This is a genomic window from Ruminococcus flavefaciens (assembly GCF_900116855.1).
GTDB classification, from domain to species: Bacteria; Bacillota; Clostridia; order Oscillospirales; family Ruminococcaceae; genus Ruminococcus; species Ruminococcus flavefaciens_R.
Genome location: NZ_UETD01000014.1, coordinates 86428 through 103977 on the forward strand (window position 1 = coordinate 86428; position 17550 = coordinate 103977).

Below are 17550 nucleotides of genomic sequence, written 5' to 3' on the forward strand. Positions count from 1 at the left end.
ATATCGTATAATATTTTTCAAGAGAAAAGAGAAAAAATCAGCAGACTGTCACCGCAGATAAAAGTAATTATCCTAACTATTTGTGAAGCCTTGACAAAATTAATAAAATCCAATATAATTGTAATATGCATATTTATTACTACAAACTGTAAAAGAAAGGGATGACGATACATGAGATACAAGTTTTCAGAAATAACCCCCGAAATATCGAAACTGGCAGAGATGTCCCTCGAGGGCTACAGGATAGACCCCGAGCTGTACACACAGTACGACGTAAAAAGAGGACTCCGCGATATAAACGGCAACGGTGTAGTTGCCGGACTTACAAATATCAGCACCATAAAAGTGCTTGAAACAGGTGACGGGATGCCAAACCACGGCGACGGAAAGCTTTACTACCGAGGAATAGACGTTGAGGATATCGTCGCAGGCTTCATAAAGGAAAAGCGTTTCGGCTTTGAAGAGACCGTCTACCTCCTTCTTTTCGGGAAAATGCCCGCAGAGCATGAGCTTGCCGAGTTCAGGAAGCTTCTTGCGGACTTCCGCGAGCTCCCCTCTAACTTCATGAGAGACGTTATCATGAAGGCTCCTACGGACAACATGATGAATACTCTTGCAAAGAGCGTCCTTGCGCTGTATTCCTACGACGACAAGGCTAACGATATATCGATACCAAACGTACTCAGACAGAGCGTGGAGCTCATAACCATGTTCCCCGTGCTGTCGGTTTACGCCTACCATGCATACAAATACGCAAGGCTGGGCGGCGACCTGTTCATACACAGCCCACGTCCCGACCTCTCCATAGCCGAGAATATACTTTATATGCTTCGCGACGACGGAAAGTACACTGAGCTTGAGGCGCGTATACTTGACCTTGCGCTGGTGCTCCACGCAGAGCACGGCGGCGGAAACAACTCCACCTTTACCGTCCATGTAGTTTCCTCCTCGGGAACCGATACCTATTCCGCCATAGCGGCGGCGCTGGGCTCACTGAAGGGTCCAAAGCACGGCGGCGCAAATATCAAGGTGGCAATGATGTTCGACGATATGAAGCAGAACGTCAGTGACTGGACCGACGAGGAGGAGGTAAAGAACTACCTGAGAAAGCTCCTTCACAAGGAAGCCTTCGACCACGCAGGTCTTATCTACGGTATGGGTCACGCAGTATACTCACAGTCCGACCCGAGAGCAAAGGTGTTCAAGGGCTTTGTTGAGTCCCTCAGCTCCGAGAAGGGCAGACATGAGGAGTTCGCACTGTATTCGCTGGTTGAGCGCCTTGCCCCCGAGGTCATAGCCGAGGAGCGCAGGATATACAAGGGCGTATGCGCCAACGTGGACTTCTACAGCGGTTTCGTATATCGTATGCTGGGCATACCCGACGAGCTGTTCACGCCTCTCTTTGCCACATCGAGGATAGCAGGCTGGTCGGCGCACAGAATTGAGGAGCTCATCAACTCCAACAAGATAATCCGTCCTGCCTACAAGGCAATATCTCCCATGCGCGAGTACACCGACATGGAGAACCGAATGGACTGACAAATCATAATTTATATGTGTAGGGGACGCCGCCCTCGGCGTCCCGTTGGGCGTGTAATGCATTTCGCGGGACGCCGAGGGCGGCGTCCCCTACATTAGCTAACGGCTAAGGGCTAGGGGCTCAAATCATAATTTAGCTTTGCTAAATTATGATTTAACTTACAGATGGCATAAAAATCCGAAAGGAAAGTGATATAAATGGCAAACACAGCAGAATTATTTGAATGGAAGGGAACTACCTGCGTAAAGCTCAGCGCAGGGGGATATGAGGCATGGGTAGCAAATGAGATAGGCTCAAATGTTATCCGTCTCCGCGACAACGCAAACGGACTGGAGTTCTTCCGCTTCAGCGAGGACAACACTGCCGACACCATAAAGCAGTCCGCAGAGGTATGGGGACTCCCCACACTTTACCTGCCCAACCGTTTTGCAGACGGCGTACTGAAGACCTCCGACGCGGTGTATCAGCTTCCCGTAAACGAGAAGGCTCCCTACAACAACCACATACACGGCTTCCTCCACAAGAGAGCCCACGAGGTAGTGGAATACAGTGCCGATGACAACTGCGCATGGGTAAAGACACGCTATGTCTATGACGAGAAGGACGAGTTCTTCAAGTATCTTCCCGTCCGCTTCACAGCCGATTACACATTCACACTGTCCGCACAGGGCTTTGAGCAGAATATCCGCTTCATCAACACCGACGGCATGAAGGTGCTTCCCATGTCGCTGGCATCACATACAACTATCAATTCGCCCTTCGTTGACGGCGCAAAGGAGGAGGATATCCGCCTGACAGTGCCAATAGGCAAGAGGTGCGAGCTCAACGAGCGCTGCCTGCCTACCGAGAATCTGAAGGTGCCCACCATGCACGACTTGGAGTACAAGAACGGCGTAAAGAAGCCTGTTCTTCAGGTAGTTGACAACGAGATGTATTTCGGCGAGTACATTGATATCGACGGGGAGAAGTTCCACGGCGTTATCGCTGAGGATATCGCCAGCGGCAAGAAGCTCTGCTACGAGGTATCGGAGGAGTACGGCTTCTGGATAATCTGGAACGACCGCGGCTTCAACCATTACTTCTGCCCCGAGCCCATGACCGCAATGATAGACGCTCCCAACCTGAGCCTGCCTGCCGACGTTACGGGCTACCGCGAGGTAAAGCCGGGAGATGTTTTCGAGACTCACGAAAGATTTTTCACCAAGCTTTGATAACTGTAGGGGCGGATAATATCCGCCCTTTTTAATGCATAATTTATAATTCATAATGCATAATTGAGGTGTCGCCGCTGGCGACGGATCTGAAATAAATGTCGCATAAACAATATGTAGGGAACGCCGTTCTCGGCGTTCCACAGCCCTTAGCCATCAGCTTGCAGGGACGCGCAATGCGCGTCCGCAAACACACAATATCGAATACAGCAGGGACGACCGACGGTCGTCCCTGCATTTGCGTTTTTATGTGACAAATGCATCACATCTTACAAAAAGAGGGAGCGTTATTTGTACACTCCTCCAAAAGTGATGGATTTGTCACTTTTTCTGTTGACAATCTCACATATGGGTGATATAATTGTCACAGTAAGTGACGAATACATCACACCGAGGAGGAAATAATATGAACATCAGATCCAACACAAAAAAGAAAACAGTTACACTCAGGACCATACACTTAGTTATAGTTATCGCGGCAGTAGTGATAATAGCAGGGGGACTTATCTTCGGCGGCTGGTCTGACTGGATATTCTACGCAAGCATACTCATCCCCATAATACTGGACGGGAAATCGGAAAAAGAGGACGAGCTCGTAAAGGAGAACATGGCAAAGGCTACAAAATTCTCATTCTGGGCGCTCATAGGAGTGATGGTCTATTTCGGACTCAAAGCCCGTTTCCACGCTGTATCCGCAGTATCGTTCCTTGTAGTCATATTCGGAGCTGTCGCACTGAGAAGCCTGATATTCCTTATACTGGACTTCTCACCCAAGGCAGAGGAGGAAGAATAATGAGCATAAGAAGTTTATTTGAAGCCGATACCACAGCAAAAAAGCCTGCGGTGGAGCTCCACGGCTATCATAAATTTGCCGCAGCAGGTTATCTGCTGGGTTCCTTCACCTTTTTGGGCATGGCGCTGATGAACAGGCATAATTTTGCGGTACTTACCGTACTTCTGGCAGCTGCCGCCGTTATCGAGCTTATCATGTGCGTGAAGTTCTTCGCCATGATAAAGGGACACACCATACAGCAGGCGGACGAGCTTGCCCGCCAGATAATGTACAAGGCGGGCAGACTTACGGCGTTTGCGCTCATTATAGTCGGCGGCATTATTGAGCTGATATTTGCCGCAACAGGAGCAAGCTTCACCATAGACGGCTCTAATGCAGCCTGTCTCCTGTTCGGGGTATGCCTTTTTACAGCAGGGCTCAGGAGCCTGTTTTTCGTGCTTCTTGACCGCACCGACAGCGAGGAGGAAGAATAATGGAAAAGTCAAAGAAAAAGTTTTCATACAGCGATTTTCACAGGCTGATATTCGTTATAGCACTGGTCCCTGTAATGCTCTTTGTTTTTCATAAGGTACAGGGCAGGGAGTACGGCGACAAGCTATCCATACTCATAGGAATGGCGATATTTGCAGCCCTTCACGCGGCAGTCCAGTCCATATTCTATAAACTGGAGAAAAAGGACGAAATGGTGCAGTACAACCTTGCAAGAGCAAACAGGATAATACTGTTTGCGGTGCTTGCGGTGCTGTTTGCTGCGGTAATTGTGAACGACTATTTTTACAAAGGGCTTATCTGCTCTGATTTCTGCTGGATAACGGTAATGAGCGCTATTGGACTGCGAAGCTTTCTATTCATATGCTTTGACGCGGTGTCAAACAAGGATACGGAGGAAGAATAATGCCCGAGCTGAAAACAAAACTAAAGGAATACCGTGCAAAGCATGATATGAAGCAGGGGGAGCTTGCGGAGCTGGTGGGAGTCCGCCGCGAGACCATAATCCGCCTCGAAAAGGGGCTCTACAATCCCTCACTGAAGCTTGCCATGGACATAGCGGCAGTGTTCCACACAACTGTCGAGGAACTTTTCTCCTTTGAGGAATGAGCGTAAGGCATATTGCACAAAAAACGACAAGAAAAAAATACAACGCAATTTTTGATAAATCTATTGTATTATATGCAAATATATGGTATAATAAAGCAAATGCGGTTCTGTTTTCCGCTTTTGTCACCAAAAATAAAGGAGTAAAATTATGAAGTTCGGATTTTTTGACGACGCTAAGAAGGAATATGTTATCAATTCCCCTAAGACTCCCTATCCGTGGATAAACTACCTCGGCAATCAGGGATTTTTCTCACTTATTTCCAATACAGCAGGCGGCTACTGCTTCTACAAGGACGCACGCCTCAGACGTATCACACGTTATCGCTATAACAACGTACCCCTTGATATGGGCGGACGTTATTTCTATATCAACGACAACGGAACCATCTGGAACCCCGGCTGGTCTCCTGTGAAGACACCCCTCGATTTCTACGAGTGCCGTCACGGTATGGGCTATACCGTTATCACAGGCAAGAAGAACGACCTGAAGGCTGAGGTAACATTCTTTGTTCCCCAGAACTACGACGGTGAAGTTCAGCAGGTAGTTCTCACCAACGAGGGCAAGGAAGCAAAGAGCTTCTCCATCTTCTCCATCGCTGAGTGGTGTCTCTGGGACGCACAGGACGACTGCACAAACTTCCAGAGAAACTTCTCTACAGGTAGAGTAGAGATCGAAGGCTCAACTATCTACCACGTAACAGAGTACAGAGACAGACGTAACCACTACGCTTTCTATACTGTAAATGATACTATCGATGGCTACGATACAGACCGTGACGCTTTCCTCGGAAGCATCTACAACGGCTGGGACAACCCCGAGACCGTAAAGGCTGACAAGCCCGCAAACTCATTTGCTGACGGCTGGTCACCTGTTGCTTCACACTACAAGAAGGTGACACTGGCTCCCGGCGAGTCCAAGACACTCATCTATATCCTCGGCTACGCTGAGAACCCCCAGGACAAGAAGTTCGCTGCTGAAAAGCCTGCAAACCTCCTCACAAGAGAGACATGGGTCCTCAATAAGGAGAAGGCTTATGCAATGATCGAGAAGTACAACACTCCCGAGAAGGTAGCAGCAGGACTTGAGGAGCTCCGCAATACATGGAACGACCTCCTCTCCATCTTCAATGTAAACACACCTGATGACAAGGTAAACAGAATGGTAAATATCTGGAACCAGTATCAGTGTATGGTAACATTCAACCTCTCACGTTCAGCTTCATACTTCGAGAGCGGTATCGGCAGAGGCATGGGCTTCCGTGACTCCAACCAGGATATCCTCGGATTTGTACACCAGATCCCCGAGCGTGCAAGAGAGAGACTTATCGACATCGCTTCAACACAGCTTTCAGACGGCGGCTGCTATCACCAGTACCAGCCTCTTACAAAGAAGGGCAACGCTGATATCGGCGGCGACTTCTCTGACGATCCGCTCTGGATGATCCTTTCTGTTGCAGCATATATCAAGGAGACAGGTGACTGGGGCATCCTCGATGCAAACGTTCCTTTCGACGATGATCCCAATGGCAAGCACACAATGCTCGAGCACCTCAACGTTTCCTTCTATCACATCGTAAACAACCTCGGACCTCACGGTCTTCCCCTTGCAATGAGAGCTGATTGGAACGACTGTATCAACCTTTCATGCTTCTCTGACACACCCGGTGAGTCCTTCCAGACCTACACCAACCCCAAGTTTGCAGCAGAGGGCGGCTACTCAAAGGTTGCTGAGTCCGCATTCGTTGCAGCACTCTTCACATACACAGGTCCTGCATTCGTAGGCATCCTTGAGCATCTTGGAAAGGCTGACGAGGCTGCAAAGGCTCAGGCTGAGATCGACAAGATGAAGAAGAACGTAATGGAATCCGCATTCGACGGCGACTGGTTCATCAGAGCTTACGACGCAAACGGCGAGAAGATGGGCTCCAAGGAGTGCGAGGAGGGCAAGATATTCATCGAGCCTCAGGGCTTCGCAGTAATGTCAGAGATCGGTAAGGACGTAGGAGCTGATATCAAGACTCTTAACTCCATCGACAAGTACCTCAACTGCGAGTACGGTCTCGTTCTCAATAACCCTGCATTCACAAAGTATTATATACAGTACGGCGAGATCTCCACATATCCCGGCGGATACAAGGAGAACGCAGGTATCTTCACACACAATAATGCATGGATCATCTGCGCAGAGGCTTACGTCGGACGCGGTGACAAGGCATTTGAGTATTACAGCAAGATAGCTCCCGCATTCACAGAGGAGACATCTGATATCCACAAGACAGAGCCTTATGTATACGGTCAGATGATCGGCGGTAAGGACGCAAAGAACTTCGGTCAGGGCAAGAACTCATGGCTCACAGGAACAGCTGCATGGAACATGGTAGCTATTTCCCAGTACATTCTCGGTGTACAGCCTGTGTTTGACGGTCTGAAGGTAGATCCTTCCATTCCTCACGAGTGGGACGGCTTCACAGCAGTCCGTAAGTTCCGCGGCGCAACATTCAACATCACAGTCAAGAATCCCGAGCACGTTTGCAAGGGCGTAAAGACAATGACAGTTGACGGCAAGGCAGTAGAGGGAAATGTTATCCCCGTATGCGAGAGCGGCACACACGAAGTAGAGATCGTAATGGGCTGAGCCCAATGAAAAAAGGCGGACTTGATGTCCGCCTTTTTAGTTATCAGTTGTTCGTGCTTAGTGCATAGAATGGGCGCACAGTGTGCGCCCGATAAAGTCAAACCGCAGTATGCAGGGGGCAATTTCCCCGGCGTCCAACAGTTTTAGCCCTATAATTTAGAGATGCTTTCTGTATTAAGACCAAAGGCACGTCCTGTTTCAGTAGAGACTATTAAAGAACCTTTGACTTTAATTTTATCACCTTTTTTCAGCTTTAAGGCTTTATTTTGCAATTCTTCGCTATGTAAATTGCAAACAACGCGCGTGCTGATCATCAATTCGTCTTTGACCGAAACTACAACAATGTAATCTAATGAAGAAGGAATTTCGGCAACCTTACATTCAAAGCTGACTTCCTTGCCGTCATATTTGTCTATGCAGGCAGCAGCGTTGTCACTGTAACTGCTACTAAGCTTCTTTATGAAATCTTCACTTTTCTTATTGCTCCTGCTGTGATGTATCGGTATAGAGCCCAACCACAAAACGGAAAAAAGAATAATTCCGCCAAGCGCTATCCAGAATTCCTTGGTTTTAATAAAATCCATTTTTTGTTTTTGCATAAGAGCACACCCTTTCATATGTTTTGAATTTTTTAAAGGTATTGATAAGCATTTTATTGCTTATTTCAACATTATTATAACACATATGTATTCACAATGTCAACATATGTGTTCATAGTTTACAAAAAATTCGTATATCATATTATCTGAGGTGATAATATGTATATACCGACACTTGACCCCAAATTAGTAGGCGAAGTTATAGCGCAGTTTCGCAAGAAAAAGGGAATATCACAGGAGGTCATCAGCGGACTTGCCGATATAGGGCGCACACATCTCAGTGCGATAGAGCGCGGCGAGAGAAAGCCCACACTTGAAACTCTGTACAGAATAGCCAATGCCCTCGGCGTAAAAATGAGTGACATCGTTATCGGCATAGAGGAAGCGATCGACGAACAGAACGGCTCCATATAAATCAGTAAAAGGAGGATAACATGGACAAACTATACACATGGGCACTTGCCCTTATTCTTGTGGGCGTGATACTGATGGCATTCGGCATCGTTACCAGAGCCCAGCGAAAAATGCTTGAGGGAGACCTTGAGCGCTTTGACGCGGTGGTGACGAAGCTGAAGCCCGTGACGAAAAGGCACAATTACGGCGACGCAGTCACCCTTTACGCGGAGTACACCGTAGGCGAGAAGCTCATAGAGGGATATTTCTACACAAGTCTGCCCTCGAAGATGTTTCCCTACCGCCCGGGGGACTCCATCGTCATAAAGCTTGACCCCATGCACCCCACGGTGTTCATGATAGAGGATATGGAGAACGATCCCGAGCTTGAAAGGCAGTACAAGTCGGCGCCGCTGGTAATAGGCATGGGCGCGGCAGTCCTTGTCATAGGCGTGGTACTGCTCATTCTGCATATTATGAAGTAAACCGAGCCACGGGCGAACAATGTGCGCCCGTGGCAGGAGCAATGTTTATGCTTGAGGGCGCACATTGTGCGCCCTCAAAACTAAAATCCCGATTTATCCGGATAAACACAAAGCCCCGAGTGCTTTAGGGCGGTACTAATATAGAAGATTTATAGTTTATTATTGAGGAGGGCCCTTTTGAAAAAGGGTCTCTCCTCAAACTCCTCCCCTAAAACTTTCAGCATTTAATTTAGCCCAGACAGGGCGCTTCCAGTATTATACTGGTTTTCACATCTTGTGTGCAGCGCCCTGTCCGGGCTAAATTCAGTTATAAAGTCTTTGGAAAAGGGGTTCGGGGAAAGAACCTTTCCTCAGAAAGGTTTTTCCCCGATAATTTGCTATAACATTCTATATGAGTGTAGCCCTTAAACACTCAGGGGCTTTTGTTTTATATGTTTTTAAGCTTTTCCTGTTGTATATGTCTGTGCAGAAGCAGCGTGAATACCGTACAAACCAGCACTCCTGCCATACCGAGTATGCCCAGAAGCATTGCTGCTCCCGAGCCTTTGCCCTCACCGAAAACAGCGGTAAGGACGCTTCCTGCGGACTGCTCTGCCATAAGCGGCTCGGCAGCCTTGTCGATGAATACTCCGCTGAATAGTCCTCCTATGGGTATGGTGAAGAATTGCAGCGTATTCCGGCAGGAGTAGACCCGACCCTGCATATCCGCAGGGATAGTGCTGCGGAAGATAACGTCAAGCTGCGTTCCCATGACGGGAATGAACAGCCAGCCGCAGACGGCTCCCACGCACCATATTATGGGCGAATCTGACAGCGCAAGGAGAAAATTCTCAGTGCTCATGGAGAAAAACAGCGACAGGCATATGAGCCTTACACGGCTTTTCGGAGCAGGCAGCGCTGAGGCTATGATGCTTCCCAGCAGCGCGGCTATGCCTGCACAGGCGTTTACCGCACCGAGGACTCCCTCGCCTCCCGACGCCTTTGGTATTATCAGTGCTGGAAGTGCCGCGGTGTAGGCTGAGGCGATAAGGTTTATCCCCGACAGGAAGAATATGAGCTTCATGATGAGGGGATTATCCTTCAGCCAGCGAAGTCCCGAGGCAGCGGAGCTGAGCAGGGACTGCTCCTGTTTATACGACCTTTGTGGCTCTGGTATCTTTATGAAGAACAGCAGCGCAGAAAAGGCTGCACCGAAAGTGAGCAGGTCGGTGGTGATGACCGCTCCGATGCCGCCCCATGCGTAAAGCAGGGTGGCAAATACGGGGGTGAGTATGGTGTTAAGCGACTGTGAGAACGAGCGCAGTCCGCCTGTTTTCTGGTAGTGCTCCTTTGGTATGAGCTGTGTTGCCGCTACCTCCGCCGCAGGCTGCTGGACAGTGTTCATCAGTCCGCCCACTGCGTTGATGACATAGAGATGCCACGGACAGAGCTGCCCCGTCTTTATGAGCAGGAAGGCGGCTGCCGTTGTTATGGCTGCCAGCAGGTCACAGACCAGCATGGTGCGTTTTTTGTTCCATTTGTCGCTGAGAGCGCCTGCAAATATGCTCATCAGCACATAGGGCGCATACGAACATATCCTCAGCAGAGCGGTGCTCAGTGCAGAGCCGCTCCCACGGTAGAGCCACAGCACCAGCGCATAGCTTGTCATGCCGCTGCCCAGCGCGGATAGTGACTGTGTGCTCCATAATAACAGATAGCTTTTTAATTCCTTTATAGTTTTCATTGGCTTTGCTCCTTTTTGTTATTCTTGTCTGCAAGCAAAGCCCGAGGGTATCAGTGATCCTCCATGCAGTCCCTCAAGCCTTGCATGGAGCTGAAACTATGCATAAACGCATTTCCGTATCATTCCTTTCGTTTTTTACTTTATTATATCACCCGAAAGCGTAAATTGTCAAATAAAGGTGAAAAAAACGCAAAAAACAAGGGGATATATATGCTAAAAACTGTATATTTGACAATTGACGGAGAAGATATTGTTTGTTATAATATAAATGTAATTTGAATTTTTATTCAAAAAAACAGGAGGTATATGAGAAATGAAGAAGACTGATCTGAAGCTTATTGCTTGTCTGCCACTGGCTGCTGTTCTGGTAAGCTGCGGCAGAACTGCCATCGACCCCAATGACTATGTTGAGGTAACATTCGATGGTATGGACACTGTTGCCTATGCTCATGCTGAAGTGGATTATGAGAAAATGGTAACGGATAACCTCAAGGCTTTCGGCATCAAGAGCAAGAAGGACGACCACGCCATCGAGAGAGCTGCCGGCAAGCTGGAAAAGTATCTCAGCGGCGAACTGGACAAGTCCTCAAATCTCTCAAACGGCGACGAGATCGTATTTGAGTGGGATGATGACGATGTTGAGAAGCTTGAAAAGAAGTACAAGATAAAGCTCAAGGTAAGCGACAAGACAATTACCGTAAAGGACCTCGACGAGCCCAAGAAGTTCGATCCCTTCGACTATCTTGATGTAAGCTTTACAGGCGTTGGTCCCGACGGTCAGATACAGCTGGATTACAGTGATCTTCCCGTTGACTACGTTTCATTCTATGCTGACCCCAGCTACGGACTCAGCAACGGCGACAAGGTCAAGGTGACCTTCGGCTACAGCGAGGACAGCGCAAAGGACGAGTGCTTCAGTCAGGGATATATGCCTGAAAATTACGAGAAGGAGTACACTGTTGAGGGACTCCAGCAGTACGTCACAAAGATATCAGAGATCGAGAAGAAGTCCTACGACAAGATGGACAAGTACGCTCAGGACCGCTTCATGGAAGACGTTGAGGACAACTGGGATAAAAAGGAACTCAAGGATATCGAGCTCCTCGGTGTAAATCTCTATGTTCCCAAGGAAGAGAATTACAGCATGAAGAACGCTCTCTGCTATGTATATAAGGTAACTACCACACTCAAGGGTGAGGAGAAGAAGGACGAGGAGCCTACAACAGAGGCTGCAACAACAACAGCAGAGGCTGCCACAGAGGCTCCCACTACAACAGCTGAGGAAAAGAAGGACGAGGGAACCACTACTGCCAAGGCTGACGAGAAGAAGGAAGACGCTACTGAGGCAACTACCGAGAAGAAGGACGATAAGAAGGAAGAAGCTAAGAAGGACGAAAAGGTTTACTACTACTTTGCTTACTATCAGAATGTACTCTCGCCCGGAGACCCTGACAAGGACTACGACGCTCAGAGCTACAACGAGCCCAGCTACTCCAATTTCTTCGGCGTATCGGGCGATGCTTTCGCAATCGACGGCGTTCTCTATGTAGGATATGAGAACCTTGACGACCTCTACAAGGCTGTTGAGGATAAGTTCTACTACGAGTGCAAGGTCGAGACTAATATCAAGAAGAAGTAATTCCTGCAATAAATACAGATACACATATGAAAAAACCCCTGAGCGCGGAAAAGTGCTCAGGGGATTTTTTAGACGTTAGCCCATAGACATTAGCCGTTAGCATAATGTAGGGAACGCCTCCCAACAGGAGCCGCGACCCTCTGTCCTTCGGACATCTCCCTATACTATAGGGAGTCACCCTCGCCGTTCCGCAAAATGTATTACATATCCAACGGAACGCCGCCCGATAATAAAGCGGCGAAGCAGCTCCCTGATGGCTAACGGCCGATGGCTTTGCCCTTATCTCGGGAACTTATCGCGGTACACGCCTATTTCCGTGACGACTCCTCGGCTGCTACCGCTTATATTGACAGAGCCTACACGCTCCGAGGTGACAGAGCCGAAGCTGACGAGGTCGGAAAGGTCCTCGCCCTTATAGCCTGCATAGGAGCAGAACAGCCTTTTCTGTCCGCGGAAGTCATATTTATCGCGGTAGGCAAGAGCCTCGGGCGGATCGTAGAGAAAGCGCATATCAAGGTCGAAGTACTTATGGCGGACTATTTTCAGTGCCTCGGTGTCGCTGTCCGCAAGGTCGAATTCTCCGTAGCTGCCGCCCATATTCGCCATATGGTAGCCGCTGGCGAGACGGCTGTCGGTGAGCTCAGTGCCAATGGAAAGCAGCTTTTCTCCCCTGAGGTCAAATACCGCAGGAGAAGCCGCAGAGCTTATCATGACCTTGTTAGTGCCCCTTATATAGGGATATGTGCCCAGCAGCTTATAGGCGAGATTTGACGCCGCGTCCCACATTGAGGTATTGGGTCTGACATAGATATAGCTGCTGTCGTCGGAGTTGTCCTCGTGGGTGACATAGGGCAGAGTGTAAAAGTTCTCCATAAGAGCATTGAAGGACATATGGGATTTTAGCCCCGGCTCTATCTGATTTTGTGTGAGCAGCGAGGTAAAGCCTCTCGAGCTGACGTTCATGAACATCTCTCCATCGGTTTTTACCCAGCGTATATTGTCCACAAGGCCGTGATGCACCATAGCTCCGTTAATGAGCAGTATCACCTCCGCCGCGTCCTCATAGGAGTTCCTGACGGCTCTTACTCTTGCCCTTAGGGTGGTATAGGGAGTGTAGAGGTCCTTATCGAACACGAAATTGAGCACCTTTTCCTCCGCAAGGGAGGTACCGTCGGCAGTCTTTATAATGACAGAAGCGGTCATGGGTCATCGCTCCTCTCTATGGTCTCGGCAGTAGTCAGCGTCACCGCTACATCTGCCCATTCGCCGCCCTTGTCCTCAAAGGTGTAGGACAGCATTCGGCAGCCGCTGAATGTGAGCCCCATGTACTCCACGGAAAAGTCCGCAGGGGAGTGGACAAGGGCGTTGAAGCCGAGGATAAAGTCCCCGGGCTGCCCCTGAGTGCAGACCCTGCCCGAAAAGGACAGCCTGCTGCTCCTGAAAGCGGAGTTGGTCACGGCAGTACCGCCGTCAGCGGTGGACTCCTCATTGAGCACCCTTGCCGCCGAAGCTTTGAAGCTTTCGCAGCAGACGGTTATTCCGCCTATGTCTGCGGGAACGGCTTTGCGGCAGGAAAAGGCAGTTACCTCACTCATGAGCTGCTCCTTTCAATTTTGGTGATACCGCTGGCGCCCAGCTTTATCGTCAGCACAAGGCGCTGGATATTGCTGTCGAACTTCACGCTCATCTTGGTGAGCTTGCAGGTAAGTCCCGACATATCGCCTACCGCCGCGGATATCTTCTCATCGTAGTAGCTGTAGAGCTGCACCATTGAGTAGTTTTCGGGAGCCGTGACGTTTATCTCCACCTCAGCCTTGAACGGCACATAGACCATTGCAGGCGCATAGATGGGAGCCGAGGACTCAAAGGCGCTTATCCCGACAACAGTGAAAAAACCGCTGCCCTTGCGCTCCACAGCCATGGCGTCAAAGGCGCTGTACACATTGGAAACGTCCTGCGCCCTGAGTCTTGAAATGATATTCTGGATCAGATCCCTGAGCATTTTATACCTCCTCCTCGCTTGAAAAGCTGCTGAAAATGAAGTGCTGGGGCTTGATAAGGTCACTGCATATCTGCATATAGTCCCTGACCAGCAGCTTTGAGTACTCATATGCGGAGTTCTGTGACTCCTTCAGCACCTTTCCTGCATATGTGACTGCGGCGCGTTCCCTTGCGGCAAATATCTGCTGCACTCTGTAATAGGCAATGGCAGCGGCAAGGAAATTCAGCCTTGTATCCGTCTGGTCAGCCCCGGGACGGAGCATCATGCCCGTTTCATACACAGCGAGATTGATTATTCTGAAGTATTCCTCGCCGTTGCGCTGTCCCGTAAATATCTCAAATACTTTGAGAGCTGCATCTACGTCCATAAACTCCCTCCTATCTCATGGAAAATCCCTCTGTGGGGTCGGCTTCCTTGTTATCGGGAGCAAGCTGCACCTCAGCCCTGCCCCTGCCGCACTGCTCCTCAAAGGACCTGCGGAGAGCAATGAGCTGCTTTGTGGTAAGGCTTGCCGCGGAGAGGGAAGCGATATCCGCTGCGGACCTTCCTCCCGCAAAGTAAGCCAGCCTGCGGATATCGCGGCGGAGCTCATCGTCTGCCGCAGAGATATCCTCGCCCTGAGCCTTTACTGTGTCGGACTCGGTGTACTTCTTGGTGACGCCTGCATTTACCTGTGCAGGCACAGCCACGAAGCTCCACTCATAGGCGTCGGTGATATCGTCAAGTATGGTGTGGCACAGCTTTCCGCCGTACTTTCTGCCCTTGACATGGTTGCAGGAAGTCACAGCCTTATCGCTGCCGCAGACCGAGCAGATACGCTTGGCTGCCGAACAGGAGATGCTGACCTCCTTTTTTATGCCGCCGTCTATTTCTGCGATGAGGTTTTTGTTCTCCTCGGTGCGTACCATATACGCCATTGCCCTGAGGTACTTGTAAGGCTTGCCGTCCGCGGCAGTACGCGAGTCATCTGTGACAAGCTCCGTATCGAAAATACGGGCGTTCTGGTTGGCGGCGGCAGTGTCATGGTCGAAGATGCCTGTCCTGCCCACAAATCTCTCCTTCAGGGACTGAAGCGCCCCGTCGGAAAATCTCTCGCAGTCGCGGTCGATATCGTTGTCGCAGAGAATGACCGAGAAGACGTAGACCTCGTCCTCGGTGAGCTTTCTCCGCGTAAATCTGTTTATTTTATCGAGAATGATATTGTCCATAATATCTCCTTTCGGAATAGACATTCAATGTAGGGGGGCGATGTCTTCATCGCCCCGCACTAAGCACTAAAAACTGATCTCTTACTCTCCTGCCTCCACAGTGAGCACCTTTACTGCCTCGGGAGTTATCTTTCTGAAGCCGCAGGTCACGGACACTGTCATCTGGTCGAGCTGACGGTCGATGAGCTTGTCTGTCTCCATGACGAGGTCGGTGCTGGTGATGAACTCCAGAGCGAAATCGCGGTCGATACCGATAACCGTATCAGCTCCCGCAGCAGAGGTCTTGATGAGCTCAGCACCGAAGGGAAGAATGAGCCTTCCGTCGGGAGTTGCGGCGCAGTCCTTGAGCTGCTCCATAGCTGCTATCTTGGAAGCAAGCTCGGGAGAAGCGATGACGGTGGTCATATCGAAGCAGTCAAACTCGCCGTAAAGTGCGGCAAGGTCGTCATAGGTGAGCGCCTCGGTGGTGATGGGCTCAACGCCCTCCACGAGCACATCCACAGCCTTCTTCACAACGGATGCGGCAAGTCTTACGCCCACGCTTCTGAGCATGACGCCGAAAACGTCAAGTCTCTGCTGGCGGATAGCCTCGTAGGAAGCGCTTATGAGTCTGCCGAACTTCTCAAGGACGGTAGCCTCCGCGCCCTCTCTGACTGTTGCCTCGGGGAGAGCTGTTGCCTCTGCGGTGGTGGAATAGGCTGCCTTATCGTCAAGTACACAGCCCAGATACTGGCTGCTGGCGCAGACTGTCTTTGCAGCGCATACCGATCTGAGCACCGTCTCGTCGAAGCCCTTTCTGATGCAGCGTGTTACGAACTCGGGGAAAAGGACCGCTGTCTCGGTGGTCGAGAAGAACTTCTCCACGCAGTCGCAGTCCTGACCGCTGATCCTGATGTTGAAGCGCTTGAGCTGTCTCTCGAAAGCGTCCAGCTTCTCAAGAGGAGTTCCTGCATATGCCGAGGAGGGGTCAAGCTCCTCGAGAGCGGCTGTGAAAGACTTGCCGCTGAGATTGTAAAGACCCTTTTCAAGCTTGATATCGTTATACATAATTCATCCTCCGTTTTGATTCTTTTCAAGGCGAAGCTCAATTTCCCTCGCCTGTGCGTTTTTCAGCCTTGCCTCTGCAAGGGCTGTTTCGTCCTGTAGGTTGATGTTGTCCCACTCCACTGTGCAGGCTGCCTCCGCTCCGACAGAAGCAAGATAGGCGTTACCCACGTCGCAGATGACGGGAGTGAGAAGTCGGCGGTAATACTCCAGCTCAGAGGTGAGTATATCCGCCTGCTGTGATGACATACGCTCCGTAGAGCTCCACGACAGTCCCAGCAGGAATGGCGGTATGGACAGCTTTGCGATGAGCTGCTCAAGTATCTGCCTTACGGGCACATTGGTATCAAAGAGCTGGTTTTCGGCTCCGATGACCTTTATATCAACGTCGCCCACCGCAACAAAGTCCTTTACCTGACCGTATTTCGCCGAGTTCATGCCGTCCGCCCACTCACGGGCTATCTGCTGAGCCCTCTCACGGGTGAACATTACGTCCGAGGCTTCGCCTGTGGGCTTGTAGGTCACTGCATAGCGGATGTTGCCTGCACGGTCGTAGTTCTGACCTATGCACTGATATATCCTCATGAGGATGCCGCTGAGTGACGGAAGCCCTCTGAGCAGCGAATTGCCGCCCGTCAGCTCCGCGTAGACTATGCGCTCGGGGTGGGCTATCCTGCGGCTTGTGCCGTCGGGAGCCCTGAGTTCGTAGCTCCTGCTGAACGGGTCTGCTCCCGAAGAAATGCGTATTTTGGAGATATCCCCGTTCCAGAGCCCTGCGATACGGCGCTGCTCATTGTCCGTGACTATCTCCCCAACAGCCCTGCCGTAGGTGAGCAGGCTGTCAAGGAAGTTGTCCGCGAAGCAGCCCACCGACCGCCCCGTAAGTCCTACGGGGACCCCTGCGAGAAAGCTGTCCAGCTCCTGCTGAAAGCTCTCATCGCTGCATATAACGCGGAAGCCGCCCGTGAGCCTGATTATCTTCATGATGGCTGCGTCGATTATGGGAACTGCACAGCGCAGCCTGTCATAGAGCTCCTTTTCATAGGGCTGTACTGCGGCAGGCAGGTCAAATCCCTCCGCGCAGCCGCGCTGTGCGCCTATTAGTTCGGGAGCGCTTTTCGGAGCGTTCTTCTTCTGAAAAAGCTTCATAATTCCTCCTTCTTTCGTACTGAACGGCGTC

General features: G+C 50.3%; 19 protein-coding genes. 10 read left to right on the top strand and 9 right to left on the bottom strand.

The genetic code is table 11. The features are described from left to right. The first annotated feature begins 171 nt into the window (after positions 1-171). From DSZ37_RS14825 to DSZ37_RS14855, 7 genes are all read left to right on the top strand, one after another. On the top strand, positions 172-1539 hold the full coding sequence (locus DSZ37_RS14825) for a citrate/2-methylcitrate synthase (protein ID WP_109727653.1): 1368 nt from the start codon (positions 172-174) through the stop codon (positions 1537-1539). Positions 1540-1737: 198 nt separating this feature from the next. Beyond that, positions 1738-2751 (top strand): aldose 1-epimerase, encoded by a 1014-nt coding sequence (locus tag DSZ37_RS14830; protein ID WP_109727654.1) that lies wholly within the window; start codon positions 1738-1740, stop codon positions 2749-2751. A gap of 406 nt (positions 2752-3157) precedes the next feature. After that, positions 3158-3544 carry a hypothetical protein gene (locus tag DSZ37_RS14835; RefSeq protein ID WP_109727655.1) on the top strand — a complete coding sequence of 129 codons (387 nt, stop codon included), beginning with the start codon at positions 3158-3160 and terminating at the stop codon, positions 3542-3544. Beyond that, positions 3544-4017, top strand: a complete 474-nt coding sequence (locus tag DSZ37_RS14840; protein WP_109727656.1) for a hypothetical protein — start codon at positions 3544-3546, stop codon at positions 4015-4017. The genes DSZ37_RS14835 and DSZ37_RS14840 overlap by 1 nt, the downstream gene beginning before the upstream one ends. After that, positions 4017-4439 (top strand): hypothetical protein, encoded by a 423-nt coding sequence (locus DSZ37_RS14845; RefSeq protein ID WP_109727657.1) that lies wholly within the window; start codon positions 4017-4019, stop codon positions 4437-4439. The genes DSZ37_RS14840 and DSZ37_RS14845 overlap by 1 nt, the downstream gene beginning before the upstream one ends. Next, entirely contained in the window at positions 4439-4642 is a 204-nt protein-coding gene (locus DSZ37_RS14850) for a helix-turn-helix transcriptional regulator (RefSeq protein WP_019680258.1), read from the top strand. The genes DSZ37_RS14845 and DSZ37_RS14850 overlap by 1 nt, the downstream gene beginning before the upstream one ends. A gap of 148 nt (positions 4643-4790) precedes the next feature. After that, positions 4791-7277 carry a GH36-type glycosyl hydrolase domain-containing protein gene (locus tag DSZ37_RS14855; RefSeq protein ID WP_109727658.1) on the top strand — a complete coding sequence of 829 codons (2487 nt, stop codon included), beginning with the start codon at positions 4791-4793 and terminating at the stop codon, positions 7275-7277. 149 nt (positions 7278-7426) lie between these two features. Here the strand turns inward: DSZ37_RS14855 and DSZ37_RS14860 are convergent, their stop codons facing one another. Beyond that, positions 7427-7876 (bottom strand): OB-fold protein, encoded by a 450-nt coding sequence (locus DSZ37_RS14860; protein WP_181380334.1) that lies wholly within the window; start codon positions 7874-7876, stop codon positions 7427-7429. Between the two features lie 159 nt (positions 7877-8035). On the opposite strand from DSZ37_RS14860, the gene DSZ37_RS14865 reads away from it, so the two are divergent. Both DSZ37_RS14865 and DSZ37_RS14870 read left to right on the top strand, forming a co-directional pair. Further along, on the top strand, positions 8036-8290 hold the full coding sequence (locus DSZ37_RS14865) for a helix-turn-helix domain-containing protein (RefSeq protein ID WP_109727660.1): 255 nt from the start codon (positions 8036-8038) through the stop codon (positions 8288-8290). Between the two features lie 20 nt (positions 8291-8310). Next, on the top strand, positions 8311-8754 hold the full coding sequence (locus tag DSZ37_RS14870; protein WP_109727661.1) for a DUF3592 domain-containing protein: 444 nt from the start codon (positions 8311-8313) through the stop codon (positions 8752-8754). 427 nt (positions 8755-9181) lie between these two features. Here the strand turns inward: DSZ37_RS14870 and DSZ37_RS14875 are convergent, their stop codons facing one another. Continuing rightward, entirely contained in the window at positions 9182-10477 is a 1296-nt protein-coding gene (locus DSZ37_RS14875; RefSeq protein WP_109727662.1) for an MFS transporter, read from the bottom strand. Positions 10478-10790: 313 nt separating this feature from the next. Between DSZ37_RS14875 and DSZ37_RS14880 the strand changes: the two genes are divergently transcribed. After that, positions 10791-12116 carry a hypothetical protein gene (locus tag DSZ37_RS14880; protein ID WP_109727663.1) on the top strand — a complete coding sequence of 442 codons (1326 nt, stop codon included), beginning with the start codon at positions 10791-10793 and terminating at the stop codon, positions 12114-12116. Positions 12117-12395: 279 nt separating this feature from the next. On the opposite strand, the gene DSZ37_RS14885 is transcribed toward DSZ37_RS14880, so the two are convergent. The 7 genes from DSZ37_RS14885 to DSZ37_RS14915 form a co-directional block, all read right to left on the bottom strand. After that, on the bottom strand, positions 12396-13319 hold the full coding sequence (locus tag DSZ37_RS14885; protein ID WP_109727664.1) for a hypothetical protein: 924 nt from the start codon (positions 13317-13319) through the stop codon (positions 12396-12398). Continuing rightward, on the bottom strand, positions 13316-13711 hold the full coding sequence (locus DSZ37_RS14890; protein WP_109727665.1) for a hypothetical protein: 396 nt from the start codon (positions 13709-13711) through the stop codon (positions 13316-13318). The genes DSZ37_RS14885 and DSZ37_RS14890 overlap by 4 nt, the downstream gene beginning before the upstream one ends. Then, positions 13708-14118, bottom strand: coding sequence for a hypothetical protein (locus DSZ37_RS14895; RefSeq protein ID WP_109727666.1), 411 nt, complete (start codon positions 14116-14118; stop codon positions 13708-13710). Before DSZ37_RS14895 ends, DSZ37_RS14890 begins: the two co-directional genes overlap by 4 nt. Before the next feature lies 1 nt (position 14119). After that, positions 14120-14485 carry a hypothetical protein gene (locus tag DSZ37_RS14900; protein WP_109727667.1) on the bottom strand — a complete coding sequence of 122 codons (366 nt, stop codon included), beginning with the start codon at positions 14483-14485 and terminating at the stop codon, positions 14120-14122. 10 nt (positions 14486-14495) lie between these two features. Further along, positions 14496-15326, bottom strand: coding sequence for a hypothetical protein (locus tag DSZ37_RS14905; RefSeq protein WP_109727668.1), 831 nt, complete (start codon positions 15324-15326; stop codon positions 14496-14498). Positions 15327-15407: 81 nt separating this feature from the next. Then, complete coding sequence (locus tag DSZ37_RS14910; RefSeq protein WP_109727669.1) at positions 15408-16373, bottom strand: hypothetical protein; 966 nt, start codon at positions 16371-16373, stop codon at positions 15408-15410. A 3-nt stretch (positions 16374-16376) separates the two neighbouring features. After that, positions 16377-17519, bottom strand: a complete 1143-nt coding sequence (locus tag DSZ37_RS14915) for a serine/threonine protein phosphatase (protein ID WP_181380335.1) — start codon at positions 17517-17519, stop codon at positions 16377-16379. Positions 17520-17550 lie beyond the last annotated feature (31 nt).